Below are 26,254 nucleotides of genomic sequence, written 5' to 3'. Positions count from 1 at the left end.
TTTATTGTCTTCAATACTTTATTTAGGTTGCATCCGGATAGCTCCATCAAGCCGAATCGTATCCCCATTGAGCATTGGATTTTCAATGATGCTTGTTGCTAACATCGCATATTCAGCAGGATAGCCTAATCTCGAAGGGAAAGGAACCATAGCGCCAAGCGCCTCTCTTGCTGGAGCAGGAAGTGATTCAAACATTGGAGTATCGATCAGACCTGGTGCGATGCTGACATTTCGTATCCCATATCTTGCTAATTCTCTTGCAATCGGCAAAGTCATACCAACAACTCCGCCCTTCGAAGCACTGTAAGCAGCCTGACCAATTTGACCTTCAAAAGCGGCTACTGAAGCGGTACTAATCATAACACCTCGTTCTCCCTCTTCGTTTGGCGTATTGGAAATCATTTTTTCAGCAGCTAAACGAATGACATTGAATGTTCCGATCAAGTTCACTTCAATGACTTTTGAGAAGGTTGATAAATCATGAGGTTCTTCACGCCCAAGTACTTTCTTGGCAATCCCAATCCCTGCACAGTTGATAACTGCATGGAGAACTCCAAACTTCTCAATCGTTTTACTGATGGCGCGTGATACTTGTTCTTCACTTGTTACATCCGTCTGAATATAAAGAGTGCGTTCCGAACCAAGCTTTTCTACTAATGCCATCCCTTTTTCCTCTGCTAAATCTAAAATCACCGCATAGCCACCATGTTCAACAATTCGGGTTACCGTTGCTTCACCTAAGCCAGACGCACCTCCTGTGACTAAGGCTACGATATGATGTAGCTTCATCTAATCATCTCCGTTATTGATAATAATCTAGCATCTTTCAATAATGGTAGCATTAGCCATGCCACCGCCCTCGCATACTGCTTGCAGTCCATATTTGCCCTTAGTTCTCTCTAATTCATGCATCATCGTGATCATGAGTCGAGCCCCACTTGCCCCAAGAGGATGTCCTAAAGCAATCGCTCCTCCATTGGGATTTAACTTCTTAGGATCCGCCCCTAATTCTTTTAACCAAACAAGCGGCACTGGTGCAAATGCCTCGTTTACTTCATACGTATCGATATCGTCAATCGAAAGTCCTGCTTTTTTAAGTACACGCTTTGTTGCTTCTATGGGCCCCGTAAGCATCAATGTTGGGTCAGAGCCAACGACTGTACGAGCGATTACTTTAAATCTTGGTTTAAGGCCGAGTTCCTCTGCTTTTTCTTTAGCCATTAATAAAAGAACAGCAGCTCCATCGCTCATTTGACTAGAATTACCTGCATGAATTTTACCCTCTTCGATAAATACGGGCTTTAGCGTTGCCAGTTTTTCAAGGGATGTTTCTCGTCTTGGTCCCTCATCTTGAGTCACCATCTGTTTCGTTCCATCATCAAGGGTAACCTCTAATGGCATGATTTCACGGTTAAAATAGCCTTCGTCCTGGGCTTGTAATGCTCTTTGATGACTCTCTAAAGCAAACTTATCGAGCTCTTTTCTACTTAGTCCCCATTGTTCAACAATGCGCTCTGCAGATAGTCCTTGATGAATGATTTCGTAACGAGAAGTAAGGGTTTCACTCCAGTCAGATGCTTTTCTTGTTGAATTCATCGGTACTCTTGTCATACTCTCCACTCCACCAGCAATCACAATATCCATATCTCCACTTAAGATGGCCTGTGCTGCAAAATGAATGGCCTGTTGGCCTGAGCCACATTGCCGATCAATCGTCGTACCTGGTACTTCAATGGGGAATTCTGCCATTAATGCAGCCGAACGAGCAATATTTACTCCTTGTTCCTCTACTTGAGATACACATCCTAAAATAACATCCTCTACCATATCCGCTGAGATGCCTGTACGTATGACAACTTCCTTTAAAACCTTTGCCGCTAATTCGTCAGGTCTTTCATTCCTCAGTAACCCTTTTCTTTTTCCAACAGGTGATCTTACAGCCTCCACAATAACGACTTCTCTCATTTAAACTCCTCCTTAAATATACTATGCTATTAAACTATTTTTTTGTCCTTATAAATTGTTAACGCTTACAGCGAAATCCACCAACCTACCTTTGTACTATTCACACACTAATTATATCATGTTCAATTAAAAATTTTCTGTAAATTAACCAAAGAGTATTAAATAGGGAATATTTATTGGCTATTCAGAAAAAAAGAATTTTTTCCCCTTTTGTATATGCTAAAATACCTAGAGATATCGAAAAAAGGATTGAGAATATTGAAAAATTCATTAAACAAACTAAAAGGTTTCTTATCAAATCAAACAAAAGACACTCCACTTGATTTTATCCATGAGAATAACCGACAACTATTGAAGAGATTATACATTGTATCCATCATTCTTACGATACTGTATCTTTTTTATCTATACGCTGACTTTATCATGTTGAAAAGTGTTGAAAACACTTTATTCCGATACACTCTTATTGTTATTCATCTCTTAAGCTTATTCATTTCAATCATTTATTTATGTATCTACCCGAATATAAAACAGAGCACGACATTTATAAACTCTAAAAAGGCGACGATCTTAATTGTTTCATATATTTCCATGTACTTGTTGCTCGGTGCAGCAGGCTCTATAAACAGTCAAAACTTTTCAGGAAACATAGATGCCTATATTACAATTGTAATAGGAGTAGCTGTTTTATTTCATCTAAGTCCAATTATTCTCATTCCTGCATTTCTTATTTCTCATCTTATTTTTTATATTGGCTTACTCTACACTGTTCAAGATTCTGCCGATTTAGTAACGAAGCAAATTAATTCAACTGCAACTGTCATCATCGCTTTATTTATTGGTATCATCTTCTATACAAATAAAAAGAAAGAGTACTATCATCAAGAGAATTTTGCCAAATTTTTTGAAATTAACCCTTACCCACTTGTCTTAACAAAGATCAATGATGGAAAAATAGTGAAGATTAACCAACGAGCCCTTCGATTTTACGGAAAAAATGAGGATGAGCTCGACACCGTACGTGCAGTAGAATTTTATAAGAACGAAGAACAACGGGTAGATATGATAGAGCAACTAAAGAATTATGGTTATGTAAAAAACCTCGTGCTCGAACAAAAAACCGCAAATGGAGAATATAAATGGGTCCAATTAAATTATGAGTTAGTTGAATATGGAGGAGAACAATGTATTCTTGCAGGTGTTACAGACGTAACGAGCTTAAAAGAAATAGAAGCCGAGCTTATGCTCCATGCCACAATTGATCCTCTAACAGGTATTCGTAATCGTCGAAGTGGGCTTCAATATCTCAATGAGCTTCTAATTAATAGTAAAACATCAGGTGAATCTTTTATCCTCTGTTTTATTGATGTTAATAATTTGAAAATGGTCAATGATAAGTATGGACATGCTGAAGGAGATCATTTAATTAAGAACGTTTGTCAAATTATCCAAGAACAGATCGAGGAACAAGATCTCTTTTTCCGATATGGCGGTGATGAGTTCATCATCGTTTTCACTGAAAAAGAAGTTCATGAAGTTCATCAGTTGTGGGAGAGAATTGTATATCTTTTATCTGAAACTCCACCAAAACCGTATGAAATTTCTGTTAGCCATGGCTTAATTTCATATGATCCGAATCAAAACATGACACTGCAAGAAGTGATTGAACAAGCAGATCAGGAAATGTATCGAGAAAAGCAATTGTTGAAAAGTTTAGTGTAAAGAGAGGCTGGGTCAAAAAGTCGGTGGTAACGACTTTTTGATTCTAGTTTGGAGTGTATAAATTCCCTCGACTTGTGGATAAAGTGTTCGTATAAACTGTTGGAGTATCGCTATGAAAAAATAACAGGAAAAATTCCTCTTAATGAGCAACCATCATGAAAAAGAGCCGATATAACAGGAAAAATTCCTGCTATTCAGTCAAAAAATGCCAAAATAAACGATTTTGCTCTCCATAAGCGGAAAATCTTCCGTTATTTCCCCTAAAAGGGTCTCCATTGAGAAGATAACAGGAAAAATTCCGCTTAAGGGTGAGAGATGGTTGGAGCAAAATAGGGTCTTATAGTAGAAATTTAGACAAACCGGAAATCGATTGGATTCTTGAAGGCTAATTTGAGTTTCACTCGATTTTTTTGTACGAGGAAAACCGAAGGTAGAAAACGAAATAGGTCTTGCGTTAATGGCAAAATTAACAGACAAAAATAGAGAAAGGTGAATTTGAGTACCCTCAGGATTCACCTTTCTCATGATTTGAAGCTAGTTATGTCCCAGCCTCTTCCTTTTTCTTTTTAACTAATTTCCTCTTCCGATTGTTCATCGTGAAGATATTGACGTTTGCTTGCGACCTGAGTTAGTTCTGTCCTTTTCAGTAAATATTGTAAATGTTGGAGAGGCATAGAACCGTGGCCTTTTCCTTCTGCTAACGTAAACTGAACGGTTCCTCCACTTAAATTCGTAATCGTTAATGATCTTGCTGAGTTATAATATCCCTTAATATCTTTTGAAATTTGAAACTTTGCACCAACCTCAATTGACATTCAAACTACTCCTTTTTTTGAGTAGTATGCCCTTAATTGAAGTCATTTCATACATTTTCCAAAGCTGTTATGAACTGTTATTTAAACCAGCCTTTTTCTTTAAAATGAGTAATCGCTTCGATTCTGTTTTTTACGTCCAATTTATCAAGTATCGTTGAAATATAATTACGAACCGTACCCGTTTTGATACTTAGTTCTTCAGCAATTTCTTTTGTGTTCCTACCATCTGCGACCAGTTCCAGAACCTCTAACTCCCGAACAGTAAGTGGATTTTCCCCTGCGTAAATATCATCCATCAACTCAGGAGCGTACACCCTTCTTCCAGACATCACATCTCGAATTGACTTTGCTAGCTCTTCACTCGGACTATCCTTAAGCAAATACCCTTTAACTCCAGCCTTTAACGCACGTTGAAAATAACCAGTTCGTGCAAAAGTGGTTAGAATTATGACGTTGCAATCAAGTCCCTTCATTTCTTCGGCCGCTTCTAATCCTGTTTTTTCAGGCATTTCAATATCCATTAAACAAATGTCTGGTTTTAATTGATGAACTAACTTAATCGCTTCTTCCCCATTTGAAGCTTTCCCGACAATTTCCATATCATCTTCAAGACTAAGTAAGGATCCTAATGCTCCTAAAAGCATCCGTTGATCCTCCGCAATCACAATCCTTATCATCCTCTATTCCCCTCCCTTATATTTTTTATATTCGGAACAGTCATCACAATTGTTGTCCCATTTCTTGTAAGTGTTTCTAAGCTCCCATTAACAAATTCAAGACGTTCTCTAATCCCAAGTAAACCACTGCCCTTGTTATCATCCATTTGTTCTTGTATCCCAACGCCATTATCGGTGACTTCAATGCGAATATCATTGATGGATTGTGAGATCGTTATTTTACAAGAAGTCGCTTGACTGTGCTTCACAACATTGGTAATAATTTCTTTTAAACACATGCTTAATATATTTTCTAAAAACAATGAGACATTCGTTAATGATTCTTTTTGAGCAACAGCTAGTTCAATTCCAGCTGCATCTAACAATTTACTTACTTCGATTAGTTCATCTCTTAAGCGTATTCCCCTCATTGATGAGACCATTTTACGAACTTCATTTAACGCTTGACGGGAAGTTTGTTGAATATCTTTTAATTCACTTCTTGCCTGTTCAGGATCTTTATAGACAAGTTTTCTTGCTAAATCTGACTTTAATCCGATTAAAGAGAGTCTTTGGCCCAGGGTATCATGAAGATCGCGAGCGATACGTTGCCGTTCCTCTTGTTTTACAAGCTCAGCGATCCTTTTATTTGCATACTCAAGTTGTTCTTCTAACTTCCCTTGTTTCTTTTTATTATAAAGGTTGAAAGGGAGCAAAATGACGCTAATCCATATAATGATCACAAAAGGGAGCTGTTCGATAAAAAGGCTCTTCTGCATTACTAAATTATAGTTAATCGCTGCCGTTGTAAATACTAAATGAATAACATATAAAGTTAAAAAGGCGACTCGATTTCGAATATTTCCATTATAGTAGGCTATGTAAAATGCGAAATAGATAAAATCAAATAGAATCGTCATGGTCATCGAAATACTAATTAATATGATCGTCCATACATATACTAGCCATTTCTTTGATAAAAAAGCAAAACGATAGGTAAGAAAGAAGGTAGCCGTTAATAGAAGTCCGATAATAATTTCAATTGTGGAAGACGATTGAAAAATAAAATAAAACGGCAATATGCTAATAATCGTCCAAATATAAGGTGATATCCCTGAAAATTTTTGCTTGAGCATTTGTTTTTTAATCATATATGAGTCCTCTATCTTTTATGACTTTCCCCAAATTTTATCACAATTAAGAAGCTTCCAAAAAGAAAATAGTCGCTCTAAGTTAGAACGACTAATTATTATTACACTTCAGGCGAGAACTTCGCTTTACTTGCCTTCTTTGCTTTCAATTCCTTAAACCCGATAAACTTTTTCTCATTCTCATCCCAAAGGTGGAACTTGATCGATTCAATACTTGTTGATAATGTCACGGTTGGTACATTTTGTAACGGTGGTGTATTTTCGTGTGCTTTTTCAAGCTTATAATTTGGAATCCGTGGACTTAAATGGTGAACATGGTGGTAGCCAATATTTCCTGTAAACCATTGCAAAGCCTTTGGTAGCTTATAAAATGAGCTTCCTTCAACAGCCGCTCGTACATACTCCCAGTTATCATCTTCCTCAAAATAAGAATCTTCAAATGTATGCTGTACATAAAACAACCATATTCCTGCAGCACCTGAAATCATGAAAATCGTTCCTTGAATGAAAAGGAATGACTGCCAGCCCAGTGTTATACAAAGTAAAGCCGTTAATCCAACAATCGCTACATTCGTCACATATGTGTTTATACGCTCTTTTTTGCGAGCACCTTTTCGATTAAAACGGTTTTCAATTAAAAATACGTAAATAGGACCAAGAACGAACATAACAAATGGATTTCGGTACATCCGATATTTGATTTTTGTCCACTTATCCGCTTCTAAATATTCGTCTACCGTGAGCATCCAAATATCACCTGTACCACGCTTATCTAGATTTGAGCTGGTCGCATGATGTACAGAATGACTGTGCTGCCACTGACGATACGGGAATAATGTTAAGATGCCAGTGATCGTTCCCAAAATATCATTGGCTTTTCGATTTCTAAAAAATGAGTAATGGCAGCAATCATGAAAGATGATGAATACTCTCACCAAGAAGCCTGCTGCAACGACAGACAAAATAAACGTTAACACATAGGAAATATTTAAGGCTTGATAAGCCAGTATCCATAATAAAAAGAATGGAACAATCGTGTTTCCTATCTGTAGGATACTGTTTTTTGTAGTGGATTTTTCAAACGGAGCCATTTGTTTTCGAAGACTTCTTTGCTTTTCTTTTATCATGCACTTGCATCCCTTCGTCATCTGTTTTTTTATTCTGTTTTAATCATAACAAAGGCTATAAATTATGGTAGACATAGTTGTCATGTTCAATACATGATAAATGTCATATATAGAGATAATTTTTCGCTTTTCTATGTTATTAAACGTAAAAATCCTTCGATCAAATGACCGAAGGATTTCATCTATTATTTTAACCCAAAAATACAAATTTCATCAGGAGGCAAGACAAAATTTTCTCCTACGTATGTTCCCTTTAATAGATCAATATACAGACTTCCTAATTCTAATGGGAATGGTTTTTTCGAACGATTTACTCCGACGATTACTTTTTCAAAATCATTTTTTCTTTGAAAAATATATACATGTTCATTTGCAAAAATGGTTTCATAGCTGCCTTCTTTAAAAACATCCCATTCTTTTCGAAGTACTCCTAATTTTTGATACCATTTAAGTAACTCTGTATGCTCTTTTCCCCATGGAAAGCAGCGACGATTAAACGGATCTTCATAGCCTTCAAGCCCTACTTCATCACCATAATAAATACATGGTACACCTGGTAAAGTCATTTGAATCAAACTTGCCATTTTTAACAGTTCGATCGCCATCTGTCTTTCCTCTTGTGACATGACTGTACTAGCCTGCACTTCTCTTGTAGTTCCATCTAATTCTTTGCCACCTAAAGCTGTTAATATTCGTTTCGTATCATGTGTACCAAGCATATTCATTAAGCAATGAACGACACAAAGAGGATAATTTTGCAAAATCGATGTGACGACTTCATCTAAATTCTCGGCATCCCCATACTTTACAAATCGAATGATGGCATTCATGAATGGATAATTCATGATGCTATCCATTTGCTGTCCTAACAGGTAGCGTCGCCGGTGTCCATAGGACATCTTATAGGATGCGTCTTCCCAAACCTCACCAATTAGGAGAGTATCCGCATCATGGCTTTTTACTGCTTTACGAAAGGAGTCAATGAAGCGGTCAGGTAATTCATCTAGGACATCAAGCCTCCATCCTGAAGCTCCCTCCTTCAACCATTTTTTCGCTATCCCTTCCCCTCCAGTAATAAAGTCTAAAAAAGAAGGTTCGTTTTCTTTTACTGCTGGTAATGTTTTAATCCCCCACCAACTCACATATTTATCTGGATATTCCAAAAAGGTATACCACGAATAATACGGGGATTCCTTCGACTGATAAGCTCCAATACTGTTATATGACCCATTTTTGTTAAAATAGACACTATTAGAGCCGGTGTGATTAAAAACTCCATCCAGAAGGATTCGCATTCCTCTATTTTTACTTTCCTTACAAAGTTTGCGAAAATCTTCTATAGAGCCAAACATCGAATCTATCTTAGTAAAATCACCAGTGTCATATTTATGATTGGAGTATGCCTCAAAAATTGGACTTAAATAAATGCAAGTGACACCTAATTCTTTAAGATAATCCAATTTTTCAATGATACCTTTTAAATTCCCTCCGAAGAAATCATTATTGAGTATTTCTCCTTCTTCATTTGGCAGATAAACCGGCATGCCTCCCCAATCATTTCGTAAAATAACATTTTCCTTTGTAGGAGGATACCCTACTCGAGCAAAGCGGTCCACGAAAATATGATAAATAAGGCCTCCCTTAATCCAATCGGGTGTATTGAATTGATGATCATATACCGTTAACTGCCAAGAAGGAGGCTCTTCGTCTAATACCAATATGGACTTCCCTTTTTTCCCAACATAAAAAGTGTCTGAAATGGTTTCCAATTGAAAGTAGTACCAGTTAAGTCCCTGCTGGTTGACGTTTATCGTTGTGGTATAAACATCTTTTCCTCGGATTATTCCGTCCCAAATCATTTTCAAATATTGATAATGATTGGTTTCATCGTTAATCAAGACGAGAAAAACACTCTTTAATTGAAAAGTACGAGGGATTTCAATCTCAAACTCTATCGCCGATTGAGTTGGTACAGCACCAGTTGGATCACGAAAATTACCTTCCTTAAATCGTGAACAGATTTGCTCTATCACATTGACAGCTCCTTATTTCTTTGCTGTACATTCCTGTCTTTCTCGTATTGTGAGAATCAGGTCATACGAGAGTAAGAATGTTCCATATTTGCTTCGTATATTCTTGTATGCTCCTGTCTGCAGCAAAACGCTCAGCACCAGCAATATTCATCAATGATATTTGATTCCATCTAATTGGATCGCTATACTCTTCTAACAGTTGTTGATAAACATCTAGATAGTCCTGAAAGTCAGCAAGACACATATATGGATCCCCGATTCCATAGTCTCCTACCAATAAATATCGATAAATGGATTCAAACGATTCTCCATTAAATCCATGACGTAAGGAATCGACGACTTTATGGATCTTTTCATTATTATGATAATAAGAGGAAGCCGCATAACCTTCCTTCCATTTCCTTTCCACTTCTTCTGCAGTCATACCAAAAATGAAGATATTATCTTTTCCAACTGCTTCATGAATTTCCACGTTTGCCCCATCCATTGTCCCAATCGTTAGGGCGCCATTAATCATCATTTTCATATTACCGGTCCCGCTTGCTTCCTTACCCGCCAAAGAAATTTGCTCACTAACCTCAGCTGCGGGTAATAAACTTTCTGCCATCGTGACATCATAATTTTCTAAAAAGACCACACGGATTTTTTCCCGAATCGTAGCATCTTTTTCAATATGGGCACTTAAATGCCAAATTAGACGTATCACTTCTTTGGCCGTATAGTAACCAGGCGCTGCCTTCGCTGCAAAAAGAAATGTTTGCGGAGGTATATTTAAATTAGGATTCTCTTTTAAATCTAAATAGATTGAAATAATTCTTAATGCATTAAGCAATTGTCGTTTATATTCATGTAGTCTCTTTGCCTGGACGACGAAGATAGACTCAGGATCAATGGTCACACCTTTATTTTGCATTCGATTAGCAAATCGAATTTTATTCGCTAATTTAATCGATTGTAATTGTTCTAGGACGCCCTTGTCTCCATAAAAATCTCGAAAACTCCCAAGTTGACTAGCATCTTTTTTATATCCAGTTCCAATGCATTCGTCTAAAAGCTGTCCTAAGCGTGGATTAGACTGACAAAGCCATCTCCGATGAGCAATACCATTCGTTACACTGGCGAATTTTTTCGCTTCGACTTGATAGTAATCAGAGAAGACTTGCTTCTTCAAGATATCAGAATGAAGCTTTGATACACCATTTACATGAGATGAGCCAATGACACATAAATTTGCCATCCTAATTTGGCCATGACTAATAATCGCCATCCGCTCAATTTTATCCCAATCTCCCGGATACCGTTTCCATAATTCTTGACAATAGTTTTCATTCAAGCCTTTAATAATTCCATAGATTCTTGGTAATTGCCCTTTAATTAAATCTTCTGGCCATCTTTCAAGCGCTTCTGACAAAACGGTATGATTCGTATAGCTAACGGACTTCTTCACGATTTGATAAGCCTTTTGCCAACTGTAATGATACTCATCAAGAAGAATACGCATTAATTCTGGGATACATAGAGCAGGATGTGTATCATTTACATGGATCGCCACTTTTTCGCTAAAGTTGTCTAATGTTCCATATTGTTGTAAATGCTCTGAGATAATATCTTGAATCGTTGCAGAGACAAGAAAATACTGTTGTTTTAATCGTAATGTCTTTCCTTCAAAATGGTTATCAGACGGATATAACACTTTGCAAATCAGTTCCGCATTCATTTTTTCCGTCATCGCCCGATCATAATCACCACTTGCAAATGAACCCATGTCAAAATTATTTAAATCTCTCGCACGCCATAACCTTAATATGGAAACTCCTTCTGAATCCGCACCAGAAATCATTAAATCGTATGGAACAGCTTCGATTTCATCATAATTAAGATGCTTTACCTGTAATCCTTCATCTGTCCAGTTTTCCTCTACATGACCGTTAAAGCGAACATGACAAACGAGGTCATTACGTTGATTGAGCCAAACATGGCCCCCAGGCAGCCAAATATCTGGGAGCTCCATTTGCCAACCATCAACGATTTTCTGTTTAAAAAGCCCGTATTCATAGCAAATCGAATACCCCATTGCTGGATACTCGAGAGTGGCTAAAGAATCCATAAAACAGGAAGCCAACCGGCCAAGGCCTCCATTTCCTAACCCTGGATCCGGCTCTTCATTATAGAGGTCTTCTAGTTCAAAATCCCAATCTTCTAGAACTTCACGGAACGTCTCTTCAATCCCCAGATTATACAAATTGTTTTTAAGGGAGCGACCGACTAGAAATTCCATGCATAGGTAATATACTTTCTTTGATTCATTCTCTTTGATTTTTTGGTTAAATTTTGTACGTTTTTCCGATAACAATTCAAGAACCGTTCGAGCACAGCTTTTATACATTTGAGCACGATCAGCTTCTGTTGTCGATATTCCATAATGCCTCGATAATTTACTTCGAATAATCGTACTTAATTCTTCTTTTGTCATGTTGTTTTCCATGGAGATACCTCCTGTCAAAACGGGTTTTATAATTTAAGGCGATGTCTATTACAGGCCAGGCCATACAAACTTTAGCGAAATATCTCCTTGAACAAACGCTATTTTTAGTTAAGATTGTGATATCCATTCCCCTTTTCAAAGTGCATTAAACTACATACAGGCTCACATCACATATATTTCATTTAAGTCTAAATATAATTTTTCATATTCCTTCGCCGATTTTTCCCAGCTATAATCTAAATTCATTACCCATTTAACGAGAGAATTCCAATTCTCTTCGTTACGATAAGCATTTAACCCCCGAGAGATTGCATCAAAAAGATCGTCCCCATTATACTGCTCGAAGACGAAACCATTCCCTTCACCAGTTGAGCAATCTTGAATCGTATCACGTAATCCCCCTACTGCATGAACAATCGGAACCGTTCCATATCTTAAGGCAATCATTTGCGCTAACCCACAAGGTTCACTTTGAGATGGCATTAAGAAAAAGTCTGCACCTGCATAGATTTTTCTTGCTAAATCTTGATTAAAGCTAATGAGTGATGCAACCTTACCTTGGTACTGATCCTGAAGCCATCTAAAATAATCCTCATATTTTCTTTCACCAATCCCTAAAACAACTACTTGAACATGTTCATTCATCAATTTCTCCATCATAGCCGTAATTAAATCAAGCCCTTTATGGGAGACAAGTCTGCTTACAATGGCAATTAACGGAACTTTTTCATCGCTTGGAAGATTGACAAGTTTTTGTAATTGAACTTTATTTTCCTTCTTTTTTTCAATGGAATCTTTATCAAAGTTTGTGAAAATAGCAGAATCGGTTTTTGGATCATACAGCTCTGTATCGATTCCATTTAATATTCCAACCATCTTATGCTCATTCCTCTGGATGATTGAAGCTAAGCCTTTTGCGAAATAATCATATTTCAATTCGGACGCATAATTCGGACTAACGGTATTAACTTGATGGGCCGTTTCAATGGCAGCCTTCATTAGATTAACTGCCCCTCTATATTCAAGAATTCCAAGAGCTTCTTTTGGTAAGCCGATGATATCTTCGATCATGTTTAAATCACTTTTCCCTTGGTATTCAATATTGTGGATCGTAAAAAGTGATTTCAACTGTAAATCATGATGGGTAAAATGAAGGTATACAGGAATTAATGCTGTTTGCCAATCGTGACAATGTATAATGGTCGGCTTAAAATCCATCAAATGGATGCTTTCTAACACAGCTTTGCTAAAAAAGGCAAACCGTTCACCATCATCCCCATATCCATAAGGAACCGTTCTTCTAAAATAAAACTCATTGTCAATAAAATAATAAACAACTCCATTTTTCTCCATTTTAAAAACGCCACAATACTGTTTTCTCCATGATAAAGAAACATCAAAATGGCCAAGAAATTCTAACTGACTTCTATCCTCAGGACGAATGGTTTCATACAGTGGTAAAACAACACGTATGTCAAAGTGATGACTATCTTCCTTCATAATCGCTTTAGGGAGTGAACCGATTACCTCCCCAAGACCACCTGTAACAAAAAATGGTGCTGCTTCAGAAGCAGCAATCAGGATATTCGTTTTATCCTTTCCAGATCGATCTTCCATAGAAAGATCGATTGAATTTACCCCCACTTTTTTAGATGGGATTTTAACCGAGTCATTATCTATTAATCTTTCATTGACGATTTTTATTTGCCAACTGACGTCTCTATCGACCGTCACTCCGTTTTTATCAATGATTTCCTGCTTGCTCATTTTCCTTCACCACCAAAGGATTTTAATTTTTTGAGATTTATATAATAGCACCTTTGTCAATATAAAAAGGATGTGTTTGGTGCCCGCATAACATTCGATTTTCCCCAATTATTACATTTTTATCGGTAACGATGTGATTTAATGTGGCATTGATGCCAATTTCGCTATCTTGCATAATAATACTGTTACTGACTGTTGCCCCGCTTTTAATCTTTACACCTCGAAAAATAACAGAATTTTTGACAGTCCCATTTATGATGCAGCCATCTGCGATAATTGAGTTCTCAACAACTGCATTTGCACCGTATTTGGTCGGGGAAGAATCATTTACACTTGTATAAATAGGACGATATACTTTACGGAAGAGATCTTCGCGTACCGAAAGATTTAAAAGATCTAAATTACATTTTAAATAACTTTCTAACGAGTCTACGTATTCTGAATATTCTTTAAATTCTACCCCTCTTATCGTAAAGTCTGCTGAATGATCTCCACAATAATCAATTATTCTTTTGTAACCGTAATTCACGGCTTGCATAATATGGCGCTTTAAAAAGTCTTTTTGAATGATCATCGTCCCTAAAAAAAGAGCTTCCCCTTTTTTTGTATGCGCCGCATCCTTTACCTTTATGATCCGCTGATTCTCATCCATTTCAAATACGGTCCGATTTCCCTTCCAGATAGCATATTCGCTACTTCTTTTATATAAAACCGTTACATCTGCATGATGGTCAATATGATTTTTAAGAATGTCTGCATATGATAAATTACAAACGACATCACAATCAGATAAGATAACGTATTTTTCATCCGTTTTATCCAGATAGTACATGATCCCCTTTAATGTATCTAATCGATTATCGATTGGAATAAGACCGTCAGAATCATCCCCGTATGGTTGAATGACACGAATACCTCCTCTTTTTCGTGCCAAATCCCAAGCTTTCCCGGTTCCGATGTGATCCATTAAATTCTGGTAATTTCTTTTTGTAATAATTCCGATTTTATTGATTCCTGAATTGGTCATGTTCGAAAGGACAAAGTCAATGAGTCGATACCTTCCTCCAAAAGGGACTGAAGCCATGATTCGTTTCTTTGTAATTTCTGGTACATGCTTATCGCCAATATTAGAAAAGACAATCCCTACTGCGTTCATTCGATAGCCTCTCTTTCAATTAAATTAGCATGAATGGCACCTTCCGTTTTTCTTGTGATGGCGAAGCCTTTTGAAAAAGGTTTTTCTAAATACTTTAAATACATATTGCTATCGATAATCTCACCACTATGGATAAATGTATTTTCCTTTACCCTCACACCACTACCTAATACCGTTAATTCTCCTTCGGACAACTTATCCTCGCCAATTTTCACATTTCTTCCTACTTGAACACCAACATCGACAATACTGTAAAGTACCGATGCCCCTTCTTTAATATCGGTATTACTCATCACAACACTATCCCTCACCACTGCCCCCTTCTCAACAGTGACACCACTAAAGAGGACCGAGTTTTCAACCGTACCATGAATCTCACACCCTTCTGCAATGACGCTGTTCGTCACCTTTGCTCCATGACCTATATAGTGAGGGTGGTCTGGATAATGACGATAGCTGATTTTCCATTTATGGTCATTTAAATCAAGCTTAGGATTTGTACCTAATAGATCCATATTTGCTTCCCATAAAGATTGTAATGTCCCGACGTCCTTCCAATACCCTTGAAACGGATATGCAAATAATCTCTCTCCTCCAAGCAGCATAGAAGGGATGACATTTTTACCAAAATCTTTCGAAGAGTACTCATCCTTCTCATCTTCTGTTAAATAACGATACAGCGCTTCTTTCTTAAAAATATAGACGCCCATCGAAGCCATATTACTTTTTGGGACTGCTGGTTTCTCCTCGAATTCATAGATCCTTCCATCATCATACGTATTTGTTATACCGAAACGACTTGCTTCCTCAAAAGGAACGGAAAGAGTAGCAATTGTACAGTCGGCATTTTTTTCAATATGATAGTCCAGCATTTTACTATAATCCATCTTGTAAATATGATCCCCTGACAAAATAATCACATATTCAGGTTTATAGCGATCAATGAAATTCATATTTTGATAGATAGCATTCGCTGTCCCTTTGTACCAGTCTCCACCTTGTACTCCTTGATATGGGGGAAGGACATGGACACCACCGTATGTCCGATCAAGATCCCAAGGTTCTCCATTATCAATATAATCGTTCAGTTCAAGCGGTTGATATTGAGTTAAAACACCAACCGTATCAATTCCAGAATTAATACAGTTTGAAAGGGTAAAATCGATAATGCGATATTTCCCTCCAAAATGCACTGCAGGTTTTGCAATTTGCTTCGTGAGAACATATAATCTACTTCCTTGCCCTCCAGCAAGGAGCATCGCTACACATTTTTTCTTTCGAAACATATTTCCCTTCCCCTTTCCTTTTCCTAAATTTTCACTTTATTCCGCTCGACATGTTGGAAAACAAGTGTTGTTAAGGGTGGTAAAGTAATAGAAATATATTGCTCATACCCATGCATCTGCTCATCTTTCGTTCCTAGTTGTTTTCGATTCCGAATACCTGAACCACCAAATTTTTTCAAATCAGTATTAAAAATTTCTTTATAGTTTCCTTTTTTTGGAACTCCTACAAAATAATCCTCCCATATTACTGGAGAAAAATTGACAATAATAATCAAATCTTTTCCTTCTTTATCGATTCGTCGAAAGGCTAATATATTTCGATAATGATCATTATGGCAAATCCATTTGAACCCATCTTGATAACAATCTAATTCCCATAGAGGGGAATTCTGTAAGTAAAAGTGATTGGCCTCACTAAAAAAATGCTGTAGTTTTTTATGGGATTCATATTTTAATAGGAACCATTCAATCGATTTTTCACAATTCCATTCTACGAATTGGCCAATTTCAGCACCCATAAACGTCAGTTTCTTGCCGGGATGACAAAGCATATATAGAAGAAAACTTCGTACACCAGCAAATTTTTCATGGTATTCTCCTGGCATTTTATCTAATAACGAATGTTTACCATGGACCACTTCATCATGAGAGATCGGTAATATGAAATTTTCTTCACAAGCATACATAATTGGAAAAGTTAATTTGTCTTGATGATATTGGCGTGCGATTGGATCGACTTTAATATAAGATAAAACATCATTCATCCAGCCCATATTCCATTTAAAATTAAATCCTAAACCGTCGAAGGATGGGGGGAGTGTAACACCAGGCCAGGCTGTTGATTCTTCTGCTATCATCAAATTGTGAGGGAAGTTTGTAAGTACAGTATGATTTAACTCTTTAATGAATTCAATCGCTTCGAGATTTCCATCTCCTCCATATATATTCGGTTTCCATTCACCGTCTTCCTTGTTGTAATTCAAATAAAGCATGGAAGCAACGGCATCAACACGTATACCATCAATATGGAATTTCTCCATCCAAAAGAGGGCATTAGAGATTAAGAAAGCGCGAACTTCTTTTCTCCCAAAATCGAATATTCTTGTTCCCCATTGCTTATGTTCCTGCTTATAAGGGTCTTGATACTCATATAAAGGCTGACCATCAAATTCATATAATCCGTGGGCATCCTTAGGAAAGTGAGCGGGAACCCAATCCATAATGATCCCTATTCCATGCTCATGAGCCAGATTAACAAAATACATGAAATCCTCTGGTTTTCCAAATCTCGATGTCACACTATAATACCCGCAAACTTGGTAACCCCAGGAAAGGTCATATGGATGTTCAGTTAAAGGAAGAAGCTCTAGATGGGTATAACCCATTTTTTTCACATATGGAATAAGACGATTAGCCATCATTCGATAATTTAAATACTGATCATCATCTGTTCTCATCCATGATCCTAAGTGTACTTCGTAAATATTGAGCGGACTCTCATAAATATTTTGCTTTTCTTTCACCCTTTGCCAATCCTCGTCAGTCCATGAAAATTTATTTTCGAAGCGGTACGTAAAAGAAGCAGTCTGTTCCTTCGTTTCACTATGAAATGCATATGGGTCAGCTTTAAAAAGTATACGTCCATCTTTTGTCAAAATGGCGAACTTATATAACGAGTATTCCTCCAATCCATCAATAAAAAGCTCCCATATTCCTTCTTCAGTTTCCTTTTCCATTGGATGGGACTGATGATTCCATTGATTGAAATCCCCTACAACTGAAACAGATTCAGCATTTGGTGCCCAAACACGAAAAACAAAGCCTGACTTTTCATTATTTTCTGTAAAATGAGAACCTAAATAATCATATGCACGGAAATTCTGCCCATGGTGAAATAAGTATTTTGCTAATGACATATCTTCTTTATATTGCTGCAACTTTACCAGCTCCTTTACTACATCACATAAGGATTAATCACCTAATAAGAAAATCTAACAACATTAAAATTATAATATGAATATTATTGTAACATTTATGTTAGCATTATTTGTAAATTTTGTGAGAATTTCTTACAAAGATTTCATAAATAGACGTAATTTTGTAAGAAAGAATATGGCTTAATTACAAAATCGGCAAAAAAAGACACCAACGCCCTGGTGTCTTCTTACGATCTATTTCGTTAACGTCTCAATTAATTGTTGTGAGAACTTTAGCGTATTTTCATCCATATTTAATAAAAATTGCTCGTTCTCTTTTTTCCGATTTGATTCCTTAATAATCGCCATTTCTTTATGGATTCTCTCCATTTTTCGATCCAACTCTGATGCAACAATTGCTGCATCTTTTAGCTCCATAATTAAGTCTTTGGGCACCTCTTTATTGTATTTATAAAATATTTTATGCTCCAGGCTAGCCCAGAAGTCCATCGCAATTGTTCTAATTTGAATTTCTACTGGAACAATTTCTTCTCGATCAGACATAAATATTGGAATCTCAAGGATTAAATGCAGACTTTGATAGCCATTAGGTTTTGGATTTGAAATATAGTCCTTACAAGATATTAACTTTACATCCTTTTGCTGTTGAAGCATATTACTAATCTCATAAATATCTGAAATAAAAGAACAGGTAATACGAATCCCCGCGATATCCTTTAGATTTTCCTTTATGGAAGAAAGGGTAAAAGGATGTCCCTTCCGAAGCATTTTTTTGAAGATACTTTCAGGTGTTTTTACACGAGATGAGACATGCTCAATCGGATTATAGTCATGAATATAATGAAACTCTTCTTTCAATATATTAATTTTCGTTGTCATTTCATCAAGGGCAAATTTATATGCCATCATAAATCTTGTCAATTCGACTTTTACATTTTTCAAATTGGTCATATCCATTCCAGTCACTCGTCTCTTGAATTATTTTTTAACTGCAAAAGTTTTTCAGGCGGAAATACTAAGCGGCAGATGATCTTTGCAATTGCCGAAAAATCAGGTTCCTTGCCACTTTCCATTTGCATTTCTGGGATTTTTTCAAGCAATGCCATGATTGTCCAAGATATCGTGTCTAGACTCAAGTCATCCCATGTTAAACCATGTTCCTTCGCCTTCTTCAATCCACTATATATTTGCTCATGTATTTTTCTTTTCGCTTTTCTGATCATTTCAGCAAGCTCGTGATCCCGACTAACTAGTTCAGGGAGAACACGATGCAATCCAAGACTACTTAGCCTGTCAAAATGTTCCTTCATAAGGGAAGAAAGAAAAAACTCTGGGTCTAGATTAATCCAGTCTGGTTTTGGAGGCATAAGCAGATCAAAATTTTCTTCTAACAAGGACATAAGAATCTGCCTCTTATCAGAAAAATAGCGATAAAAGGTCCCTGTAGCTACCCCAGCATGTAAAGCAATTTCTTTCGCTGTTGTTTGATCATAACCTTTTTCCACAAATAAGATGCTTCCACTTCTAAGTAATGCATCTCTTTTCGCTTGAGCCCGTGCCTGCTTTGGAATGATTGGAAAAGGACCTACAAGTTGCCCTTCATCTTTTTCAGTCATCTTAGCCACCTCCGGTTCATTATACCACAAACATGAACTAAAGTTCATCTTTTATAAAAAACACTGTTTATAACAGTTGTTTTTGATTGATATTTTACTAGTACCTGATTTATAATAAAAAAAATCCAACTGTGACAGCTGGATTCAGAATTGCTCTGTATGACATTACTTAACTTTTGGAGGGTAAAAAAATGACAAAAACCCCTGATAACAAGAAGATAGCAGTTGACTCCCAAGTTTCCTTAAAAGGATTAGTTAAAGCCATTTTCAATGATACGATACATGTACAAATCGGCGGAAAAGTCATCACCATTCCGATTGCCGATTTGAAAGGAAATAAATTAGAAAACAATATGTAAGCCTTTATTGTTATGATTGATATCATTTAAATACCTACAAGCCTACGAATTTTCGTAGGCTTGTTCACATTTACTGCCCAATCACTTGTAGAATTTTTTTCTTCTCTCTGGTCAGACATGTAGCTGCGAGCTTAACGAGGTCATCCATAGCTCTAACTTCATCGAAAGGGACCTCTTTTCCCAAATCTTCATTAATTCTTACATACTTATCTTTCAGTAATTGTTCACACTGATACGAAATAGATTCAGAAGATAAATGTAAAGCTAAATCAAGTAGTTTCGGTGTTACCTTAAAAGATGGAAGGTGAAAAGGCAGCCATTCCTTTGCCCCCCAATCTTTATGATCTTTGATTGTAAAGTCAATTTGTTGTTTCCCTGTTCCGATCGACACAATCGTCATATTTTCGATCTTTTCATTAAAATGATGCATCAGTTCTGTTATGCAAACTAATGAAGGATTGTTGGCCCATAAACCACCATCAATGGAAAGAAATTTATTCGCCACGTTGTTCGGAGGAAAATAAACAGGAGCTGAGCACGATGATAATACTGCGTCCCAAAGCTTTAAAGAAAGATCGTTTTCGGTTCGTGCATGGCCGAAATTCGTACGGTGTACGTATGGATTGCCGTGAGTTAGATCAACCGCTGGAATGAGTAAAGGTTTCTCTATGTCTTTCAGACGATAGTCTCCAAAGGCTTTTTGAAAAAAACGCCTTAAATAGCGATCACTATACACCGTCTTGAAGAGTCCAACCTTTGCTTGTCTTAAAAATATTTTTTCAGCATACCTTTTATAATTATCAAGAACTTCACTCATTTTATTATTTAGTGCAACTGACGCAGCGATAATCGCACCAGTGCTTGTTCCTGCAATCATGTCAAATGCTTCCCCAACAGGCTTTCCAAGTTCTTTTTCAATTTCGTCTAGAATGGCAACAGCAAACACGCCACGAATTCCTCCGCCATCAATGCACAGAACCTTCATTATGATCACCTTTTAAGTTTGAAATGGATTTACCCTTTTACTGCTTTCACTAACTGCTCTAGAAATTGAATAATTAGGCGCAATGCGTCTTCAAATGTCATATCTTCCGAAAAATCAGCAACATAGTTTAAAGTAAAATTCATATTCCATAGACCATCGCCTTGATCAAACATTAAGTCATATTTAATATCATTTCCATTTAACTCTTCATCTAAATAAGCTCTAATAACTGACTCTTTCTTTTTTTGAATCTTTAATCCGAGCATGACATCATAGCTCTTAAAAACATCGTCGATCTCAATGGACAAGGAATCAACACCCAGTTCATTTAACTCACTTGCTTCAAAGTAGACAAACTCATTCTGATGTTCTTTTAAATAGCTAATTTTTGTTTGTAAAAATGCAGAATCTTCTTCTGCTAAAAATTCTTCTGTTTCTTTATCAGAGCGCTCAATATATAGTTCTGTCATTATTTAGACCCTCCTCTATATGACTTTCGTTTACTCCCCATACTAGAATTTTTCTTTTTTGCATAAGGGCGTTGTTTATTCGATTGATCTTGTCCTCTCCCCTTTTTACTAGTGCCACTTCGTTTTTCTGGGGCAGATGATGTCTTTTTTTGATCATTTTGACTCGAACGTGGATTATTTTTCGTGCTAGAAAGAGAAGGGTTTTGTTTTTTGCCCTTCGTTTCCTCCTGCGATTCCTTTGTTTTTCTAGATTTCATTTGTTTTGAAGATTGCTTCGTATTTCTAGGTTGCGATTGTTTTGTGGATTCCTTTGTTTTTCTAGTTCTCGTCTGTTTTGAAGATTCTTTTCTGTCTTCCTTCTTTTCTTGACTATTGCCGATATTTTGCTTTGGAATACGGATATTTAATTCAGTCTCAATTAGATCTAATGTCGGACGATCCGCTGATGAATACAGAGTGACCGCCATTCCCTTCATTCCAGCTCTCCCTGTTCTTCCAATACGATGGACATAGCTTTCACTATCCTGAGGGATATCGTAGTTAAACACATGTGTAACACCTTCAACATCCAGGCCTCTTGCCGCAACATCTGTGGCAACTAATACTTGTATTTCTGCATCGCGGAATCGTTTCATCACTTGTTCTCGTTTAGGTTGGGATAAATCTCCATGTAATTCATCGCAAGAAATTCCATGTGCTTTAAGTATTCCTGTTAATTTACTAACTCTTCTTTTCGTGCGGCAAAAAACTACTGCTAAAAAGGGGCGATGCATTTCAATCAATTTGATTAATGTCCCTTGTTTAGCTCGATCAACCGTATGTATAGCGACTTGTTTCACAGTTGTAGCAGGACCTTGAACCTTCTCCACTTGGATGAATTGCGGATTTCGCATATGCTTCTCAGAAAGCTTACGAATTTCCTCTGGAATCGTCGCAGAAAATAACAGCGTTTGTCTTGATTTTGGGGTTTCTTTGATAATCTCCTCGACTTCATCAAGAAAACCGATATGAAGCATCTGATCAGCTTCATCTAGAACGAGAAAAGAAACTTCTTCCAGTGATATCGTTTTTCTACGAATATGGTCAAGTAATCTTCCTGGCGTTGCAACAATAATCTGAACATGGTGTTGAAGCTTCTTTAGTTGTCTTTCTACATCTTGTCCACCATATACAGAGAGAACTTCAATGCCGTCCAGGTTCGCAACCAATTTGTTTGCTTCTTCGGTTATTTGTAGCGCAAGCTCTCTCGTCGGCGCAACAATTAGCGCCTGAATATGCGGAGAATTCGGTTGAATTTTATCCAAAATAGGCAAAAGGAAAGCAAAGGTTTTCCCAGTTCCCGTTTGTGCCTGTGCAATGACATCTCTTTGATCCATGATCGAAGGAATGGCTTGTTCTTGAATCGGAGTTGGTGTTACAACCCCGTATTCGCTCATTTTATCGACCAATTGTTTTGAAACTCCTAAAGATGAAAAACTTTTCATAAAGTAAAGACCTGCTTTCTTATTTCCTGTTTCTTGCTTATTTTGCCGTTTTTTCCTGAAGATTGCAAGGATAGTAAGGAATTCTTAAACCAACAAAAAAGATTGGCTTGAAACCAATCTTTTTGACATCACATTTCTATTCATTTTTGGATGGAATACTGCACCCATCATCTGTACAGGTCGTGTCTATACTGTCAGAAGATAATTCCTGGAACATTGGCGTGTTCGATTCTTCCTCCCACACCTTTTGCAAAGCACCTTGGAATGTTTCTAATGGTTGAGCACCAGATATCGCATATTTCTGATTAATGACAAAATATGGAACACCTGTTATTCGATATTGCCTTGCCACTTCCTCTTCAATCCGAACATCATTGCTGTATGCCGTATCCTCATGTAGAACTTCTAACGCTGCTTCTCTTGAAATCCCAACTGACTCCGCGATATCTGCTAATGCTTCATAATCACTTAAATTTTTAGATTCTGTAAAGTATCCGTATAGAAGTTTTTCCGTTATTTCTTTCTCTTTCCCAATCGTTTTAGCATATTTGGCCAAACGGTGTGCATCAAATGTATTAGTGGGCTTCATTTGCTCAAAATTAAAGGTCAACCCAACTGTTGCAGCTTGCTGTCCAACCCCAACATTTGCTTGCTTCGCTTCTTCAATTGACATGCCATACTTGCTTGCCAGCGCTTCATGAATAGACATCCCTGAATTTTTCGGAGCATTTGGATCAAGCTCAAAACTTTTAAATTCTATTTCAATTTGCTCTTTTTGAGGAAATTGATTAATCGCCTCTTCTAGACGTCGTTTTCCAATATAACAAAATGGACAGACAAAATCGGACCATACTTCAATTTTCATGTCTACACCTCTTCAATAATTAGTTTCAAGCCTTTAAATTAGCCATTTTTAATACAATTGGACAGTGATCACTTCCAAGTATTTCATGGTGTATTTCTGCTTCTTCAATATGATGCTCTAATTGTTTGGAAACAATGAAATAGTCAATTCTCCAACCAATATTCCTTTCACGAACTTTACTCATATACGACCACCAAGTATAGACATCCGTCTTCTCTGGATATAAATAGCGGAATGAATCAACAAATCCAGTCTCGAGGAGTTTCGTCATTTTCTCTCGTTCCTCGAAGGTGAAACCAGAATTGCCGATATTCGATTTCGCATTTTTTAAATCAATTTCTTCATGAGCAACATTTAAATCACCGCAGTAAATGACCGGTTTTTTTGAATTTAAGTCGAGAAGGTAGTCACGAAGCTCTTCCTCCCACTGCAACCGATAATCGAGGCGGGATAAATCTCTTTTCGAGTTTGGTGTATAAATATTAACCAAATAAAAATCGGCGAATTCTAGGATAATACTTCGTCCTTCTTCTTGCGTATCTCGTTCTCCGATCCCATAGCTAACAGAAAGAGGCTTTTTTCTTGTAAAAATAGCTGTACCTGAATACCCTTTTCTCTCGGCATAATTCCAGTACTGCTCATATCCATCCAATTGCAATTCAATTTGACCTTCTTGCAGCTTTGATTCTTGTATACAAAATATATCAGCATCTACCTCGTGAAAATAGTCAAGAAACCCTTTTTTCACACAGGCGCGGATTCCGTTCACATTCCATGAAACCAATTTCATTTCTAGTTCTCCTTGCTAACTTTATTAATGTATTTCAAATTGAAACATTCTATTTCCATAACGTTGTTTTCGTAATGATTGTTTTTTTTGTAAATGTCCAGTGGCCGACATTTACACCTCTGACTGGTTTCACATTCACACATTATTTATGCACAGCACTTTTCGCTTCCATTTGACCTTTATAAGAGTATAAACCTACAATCTATTTATTAACTTATAACTCAAAGCAACATTGATTGCGAAAAGAGCCTTTCATTTAGAATAATTCTACTATACTATGAAAGGAGTCGTTTATCGAGTAATTAAGATTGACGAATTATAAATAGAAATATCATCTTCACTTTTTAAATGATGAAAATTTGACTAAACTGACTAATATTAACATTCAGAAGGGAGGGGCTATGATGAGACGTTTTCTTTTCATGATATTGGTTGTCTTTCTTATCGTGATTGGAGCTTCTTATATGGAAGAAGGTGTAAAGACTGAGGCTAAAGAGGATTTTAAAACCTTTTTCGAAAGTGGGGAACTTCAGAATATAGCCGCTTCTATGATATCAACCTTTCAGTCACTATTCGAAAGTATTAAAGATCAAGTAGACCTCTCACCTGAAGGCGAACCACAACAGGAAGTAGAAAAACCAGTACTGTCAGTCCCATCTGAGCAGACCTTCTCCATTCATAATGTTCAAATTGGATCTCAAAAGGAAGAAGTGGAAGCAATCCTTGGAGAACCACAAAGAAGTTCTAGCAATGAATATGGACATAACTGGTTTACCTATCATCAAAACTATCAAAATTTTGTTCAAGTGATGTATAATAATACCGAACAAGTGGTTGGTCTTTACACGAATCAGGACTTAATTGCATCCTCCAAAAATATACATTTGGATACACCTAGGGAACATGTCCTCGCACAACTTGGTACCCCATTAACTCGGATTCAAAAAGGTTTTGTCTACTATCAACTTCAAGACGATGCCGATTATGACGTCTTCCAGTTAGATGATAGTTATGTAACCATTTTTTATGATATTCACGAAGGAAACACTTTGACCTCGCTTCAAATCATTCATAAGGGTATAGAGGGAGATAAAAAGAGTTTTTACGCATCAGGTAGTGAATCGTTAAAAGAAGGATTCGAATGGCAAATGTTTGATTTGACCAATGCGACGAGGGTCCAACATGGTTTAGGAATACTTACATGGGATGAGCGTGTGCGCAAGACAGCGAGAAAACATAGTGCCGATATGGCTGAGAACGCTTATTTTGATCATACAAACCTCCAAGGACAATCTCCCTTTGACCGAATGCTCGCTGATCAAATTACCTTTTCAGTTGCTGGTGAGAATCTGGCCTATGGGCAATTCAGTAGCATTTTCGCCCATGAAGGACTAATGAATTCGGAAGGACATCGTAAGAATATTTTAAAAGCAGAATTTGATCATTTAGGGGTTGGTGTTGCTTTCAACTCCGAGTCTCACCCCTACTATACGCAAAACTATTTTTCACAATCAAAATGAGAGGTTGAGTCAAAAAGTCGATGATAACGACTTTTTGATTCTAGTTTGGAGTGTATAAATCCCCT

General features: G+C 36.9%; 22 protein-coding genes. 3 read left to right on the top strand and 19 right to left on the bottom strand.

The features are described 5' to 3' along the window. Nucleotides 1-18: 18 nt before the first annotated feature. Both AA0X71_RS11435 and AA0X71_RS11430 read right to left on the bottom strand, forming a co-directional pair. Entirely contained in the window at nt 19-789 is a 771-nt protein-coding gene (locus AA0X71_RS11435) for a 3-hydroxyacyl-CoA dehydrogenase (RefSeq protein WP_413362210.1), read from the bottom strand. Nucleotides 790-816: 27 nt separating this feature from the next. Beyond that, nucleotides 817-1,965, bottom strand: a complete 1,149-nt coding sequence (locus AA0X71_RS11430; RefSeq protein WP_413362208.1) for a thiolase family protein — start codon at nt 1,963-1,965, stop codon at nt 817-819. Between the two features lie 258 nt (nt 1,966-2,223). Here AA0X71_RS11430 and AA0X71_RS11425 point away from each other — a divergent pair, with 258 nt between their 5' ends. Beyond that, nucleotides 2,224-3,687: a diguanylate cyclase domain-containing protein gene (locus tag AA0X71_RS11425; RefSeq protein ID WP_413362205.1), complete on the top strand. Its 1,464-nt coding sequence runs from the start codon at nt 2,224-2,226 to the stop codon at nt 3,685-3,687. A 566-nt stretch (nt 3,688-4,253) separates the two neighbouring features. Here AA0X71_RS11425 and AA0X71_RS11420 read toward each other — a convergent pair. From AA0X71_RS11420 to AA0X71_RS11365, 12 genes are all read right to left on the bottom strand, one after another. Then, complete coding sequence (locus tag AA0X71_RS11420) at nt 4,254-4,502, bottom strand: hypothetical protein (RefSeq protein ID WP_413362203.1); 249 nt, start codon at nt 4,500-4,502, stop codon at nt 4,254-4,256. Between the two features lie 77 nt (nt 4,503-4,579). Further along, on the bottom strand, nt 4,580-5,179 hold the full coding sequence (locus tag AA0X71_RS11415) for a response regulator (protein WP_413362201.1): 600 nt from the start codon (nt 5,177-5,179) through the stop codon (nt 4,580-4,582). Then, nucleotides 5,176-6,309, bottom strand: coding sequence for a sensor histidine kinase (locus AA0X71_RS11410; protein ID WP_413362199.1), 1,134 nt, complete (start codon nt 6,307-6,309; stop codon nt 5,176-5,178). The genes AA0X71_RS11415 and AA0X71_RS11410 overlap by 4 nt, the downstream gene beginning before the upstream one ends. 101 nt (nt 6,310-6,410) lie before the next feature. After that, on the bottom strand, nt 6,411-7,436 hold the full coding sequence (locus AA0X71_RS11405; RefSeq protein ID WP_413362197.1) for a fatty acid desaturase: 1,026 nt from the start codon (nt 7,434-7,436) through the stop codon (nt 6,411-6,413). A gap of 185 nt (nt 7,437-7,621) precedes the next feature. After that, complete coding sequence (locus AA0X71_RS11400; protein ID WP_413362195.1) at nt 7,622-9,469, bottom strand: glycoside hydrolase family 13 protein; 1,848 nt, start codon at nt 9,467-9,469, stop codon at nt 7,622-7,624. Nucleotides 9,470-9,530: 61 nt separating this feature from the next. Further along, the gene (locus tag AA0X71_RS11395; protein ID WP_413362193.1) at nt 9,531-11,954 is read right to left on the bottom strand and encodes a glycogen/starch/alpha-glucan phosphorylase; all 2,424 of its coding nucleotides are present in this window, start codon (nt 11,952-11,954) and stop codon (nt 9,531-9,533) included. 162 nt (nt 11,955-12,116) lie between these two features. Then, entirely contained in the window at nt 12,117-13,721 is a 1,605-nt protein-coding gene (gene glgA / locus AA0X71_RS11390; protein WP_413362191.1) for a glycogen synthase GlgA, read from the bottom strand. 37 nt (nt 13,722-13,758) lie between these two features. Further along, nucleotides 13,759-14,877, bottom strand: a complete 1,119-nt coding sequence (gene glgD / locus AA0X71_RS11385; RefSeq protein ID WP_413362189.1) for a glucose-1-phosphate adenylyltransferase subunit GlgD — start codon at nt 14,875-14,877, stop codon at nt 13,759-13,761. Further along, nucleotides 14,874-16,163: a glucose-1-phosphate adenylyltransferase gene (locus AA0X71_RS11380; protein WP_413362187.1), complete on the bottom strand. Its 1,290-nt coding sequence runs from the start codon at nt 16,161-16,163 to the stop codon at nt 14,874-14,876. Before AA0X71_RS11380 ends, glgD begins: the two co-directional genes overlap by 4 nt. A gap of 23 nt (nt 16,164-16,186) precedes the next feature. Continuing rightward, nucleotides 16,187-18,100, bottom strand: coding sequence for a 1,4-alpha-glucan branching protein GlgB (gene glgB / locus AA0X71_RS11375; protein WP_413362185.1), 1,914 nt, complete (start codon nt 18,098-18,100; stop codon nt 16,187-16,189). A gap of 234 nt (nt 18,101-18,334) precedes the next feature. After that, nucleotides 18,335-19,057 (bottom strand): GTP pyrophosphokinase family protein, encoded by a 723-nt coding sequence (locus AA0X71_RS11370; RefSeq protein WP_413362183.1) that lies wholly within the window; start codon nt 19,055-19,057, stop codon nt 18,335-18,337. Between the two features lie 5 nt (nt 19,058-19,062). Continuing rightward, complete coding sequence (locus tag AA0X71_RS11365) at nt 19,063-19,716, bottom strand: TetR/AcrR family transcriptional regulator (RefSeq protein WP_413362181.1); 654 nt, start codon at nt 19,714-19,716, stop codon at nt 19,063-19,065. Between the two features lie 191 nt (nt 19,717-19,907). On the opposite strand from AA0X71_RS11365, the gene AA0X71_RS11360 reads away from it, so the two are divergent. After that, on the top strand, nt 19,908-20,075 hold the full coding sequence (locus AA0X71_RS11360; protein ID WP_019155604.1) for a hypothetical protein: 168 nt from the start codon (nt 19,908-19,910) through the stop codon (nt 20,073-20,075). 70 nt (nt 20,076-20,145) lie between these two features. Here the strand turns inward: AA0X71_RS11360 and AA0X71_RS11355 are convergent, their stop codons facing one another. From AA0X71_RS11355 to AA0X71_RS11335, 5 genes are all read right to left on the bottom strand, one after another. Then, nucleotides 20,146-21,060: a CBASS cGAMP-activated phospholipase gene (locus AA0X71_RS11355; protein WP_413362179.1), complete on the bottom strand. Its 915-nt coding sequence runs from the start codon at nt 21,058-21,060 to the stop codon at nt 20,146-20,148. Between the two features lie 29 nt (nt 21,061-21,089). Further along, the gene (locus AA0X71_RS11350) at nt 21,090-21,530 is read right to left on the bottom strand and encodes a branched-chain amino acid aminotransferase (RefSeq protein ID WP_413362177.1); all 441 of its coding nucleotides are present in this window, start codon (nt 21,528-21,530) and stop codon (nt 21,090-21,092) included. Further along, complete coding sequence (locus AA0X71_RS11345; protein ID WP_413362175.1) at nt 21,530-23,014, bottom strand: DEAD/DEAH box helicase; 1,485 nt, start codon at nt 23,012-23,014, stop codon at nt 21,530-21,532. Before AA0X71_RS11345 ends, AA0X71_RS11350 begins: the two co-directional genes overlap by 1 nt. A 136-nt stretch (nt 23,015-23,150) precedes the next feature. Further along, nucleotides 23,151-23,879 (bottom strand): DsbA family oxidoreductase, encoded by a 729-nt coding sequence (locus AA0X71_RS11340; protein WP_413362173.1) that lies wholly within the window; start codon nt 23,877-23,879, stop codon nt 23,151-23,153. A 25-nt stretch (nt 23,880-23,904) separates the two neighbouring features. Further along, nucleotides 23,905-24,669: an exodeoxyribonuclease III gene (locus AA0X71_RS11335; protein ID WP_413362171.1), complete on the bottom strand. Its 765-nt coding sequence runs from the start codon at nt 24,667-24,669 to the stop codon at nt 23,905-23,907. 404 nt (nt 24,670-25,073) lie between these two features. Here AA0X71_RS11335 and AA0X71_RS11330 point away from each other — a divergent pair, with 404 nt between their 5' ends. Next, nucleotides 25,074-26,189, top strand: coding sequence for a CAP domain-containing protein (locus AA0X71_RS11330; RefSeq protein ID WP_413362169.1), 1,116 nt, complete (start codon nt 25,074-25,076; stop codon nt 26,187-26,189). Nucleotides 26,190-26,254: the final 65 nt, after the last annotated feature.

The organism is Robertmurraya phoenicis, assembly GCF_047302285.1.
Classification (GTDB): Bacteria; Bacillota; Bacilli; order Bacillales; family Cytobacillaceae; genus Robertmurraya.
The sequence above is the reverse complement of the archived record's forward strand: the minus strand, read 5'-3'. Positions and strand labels throughout refer to the sequence as shown.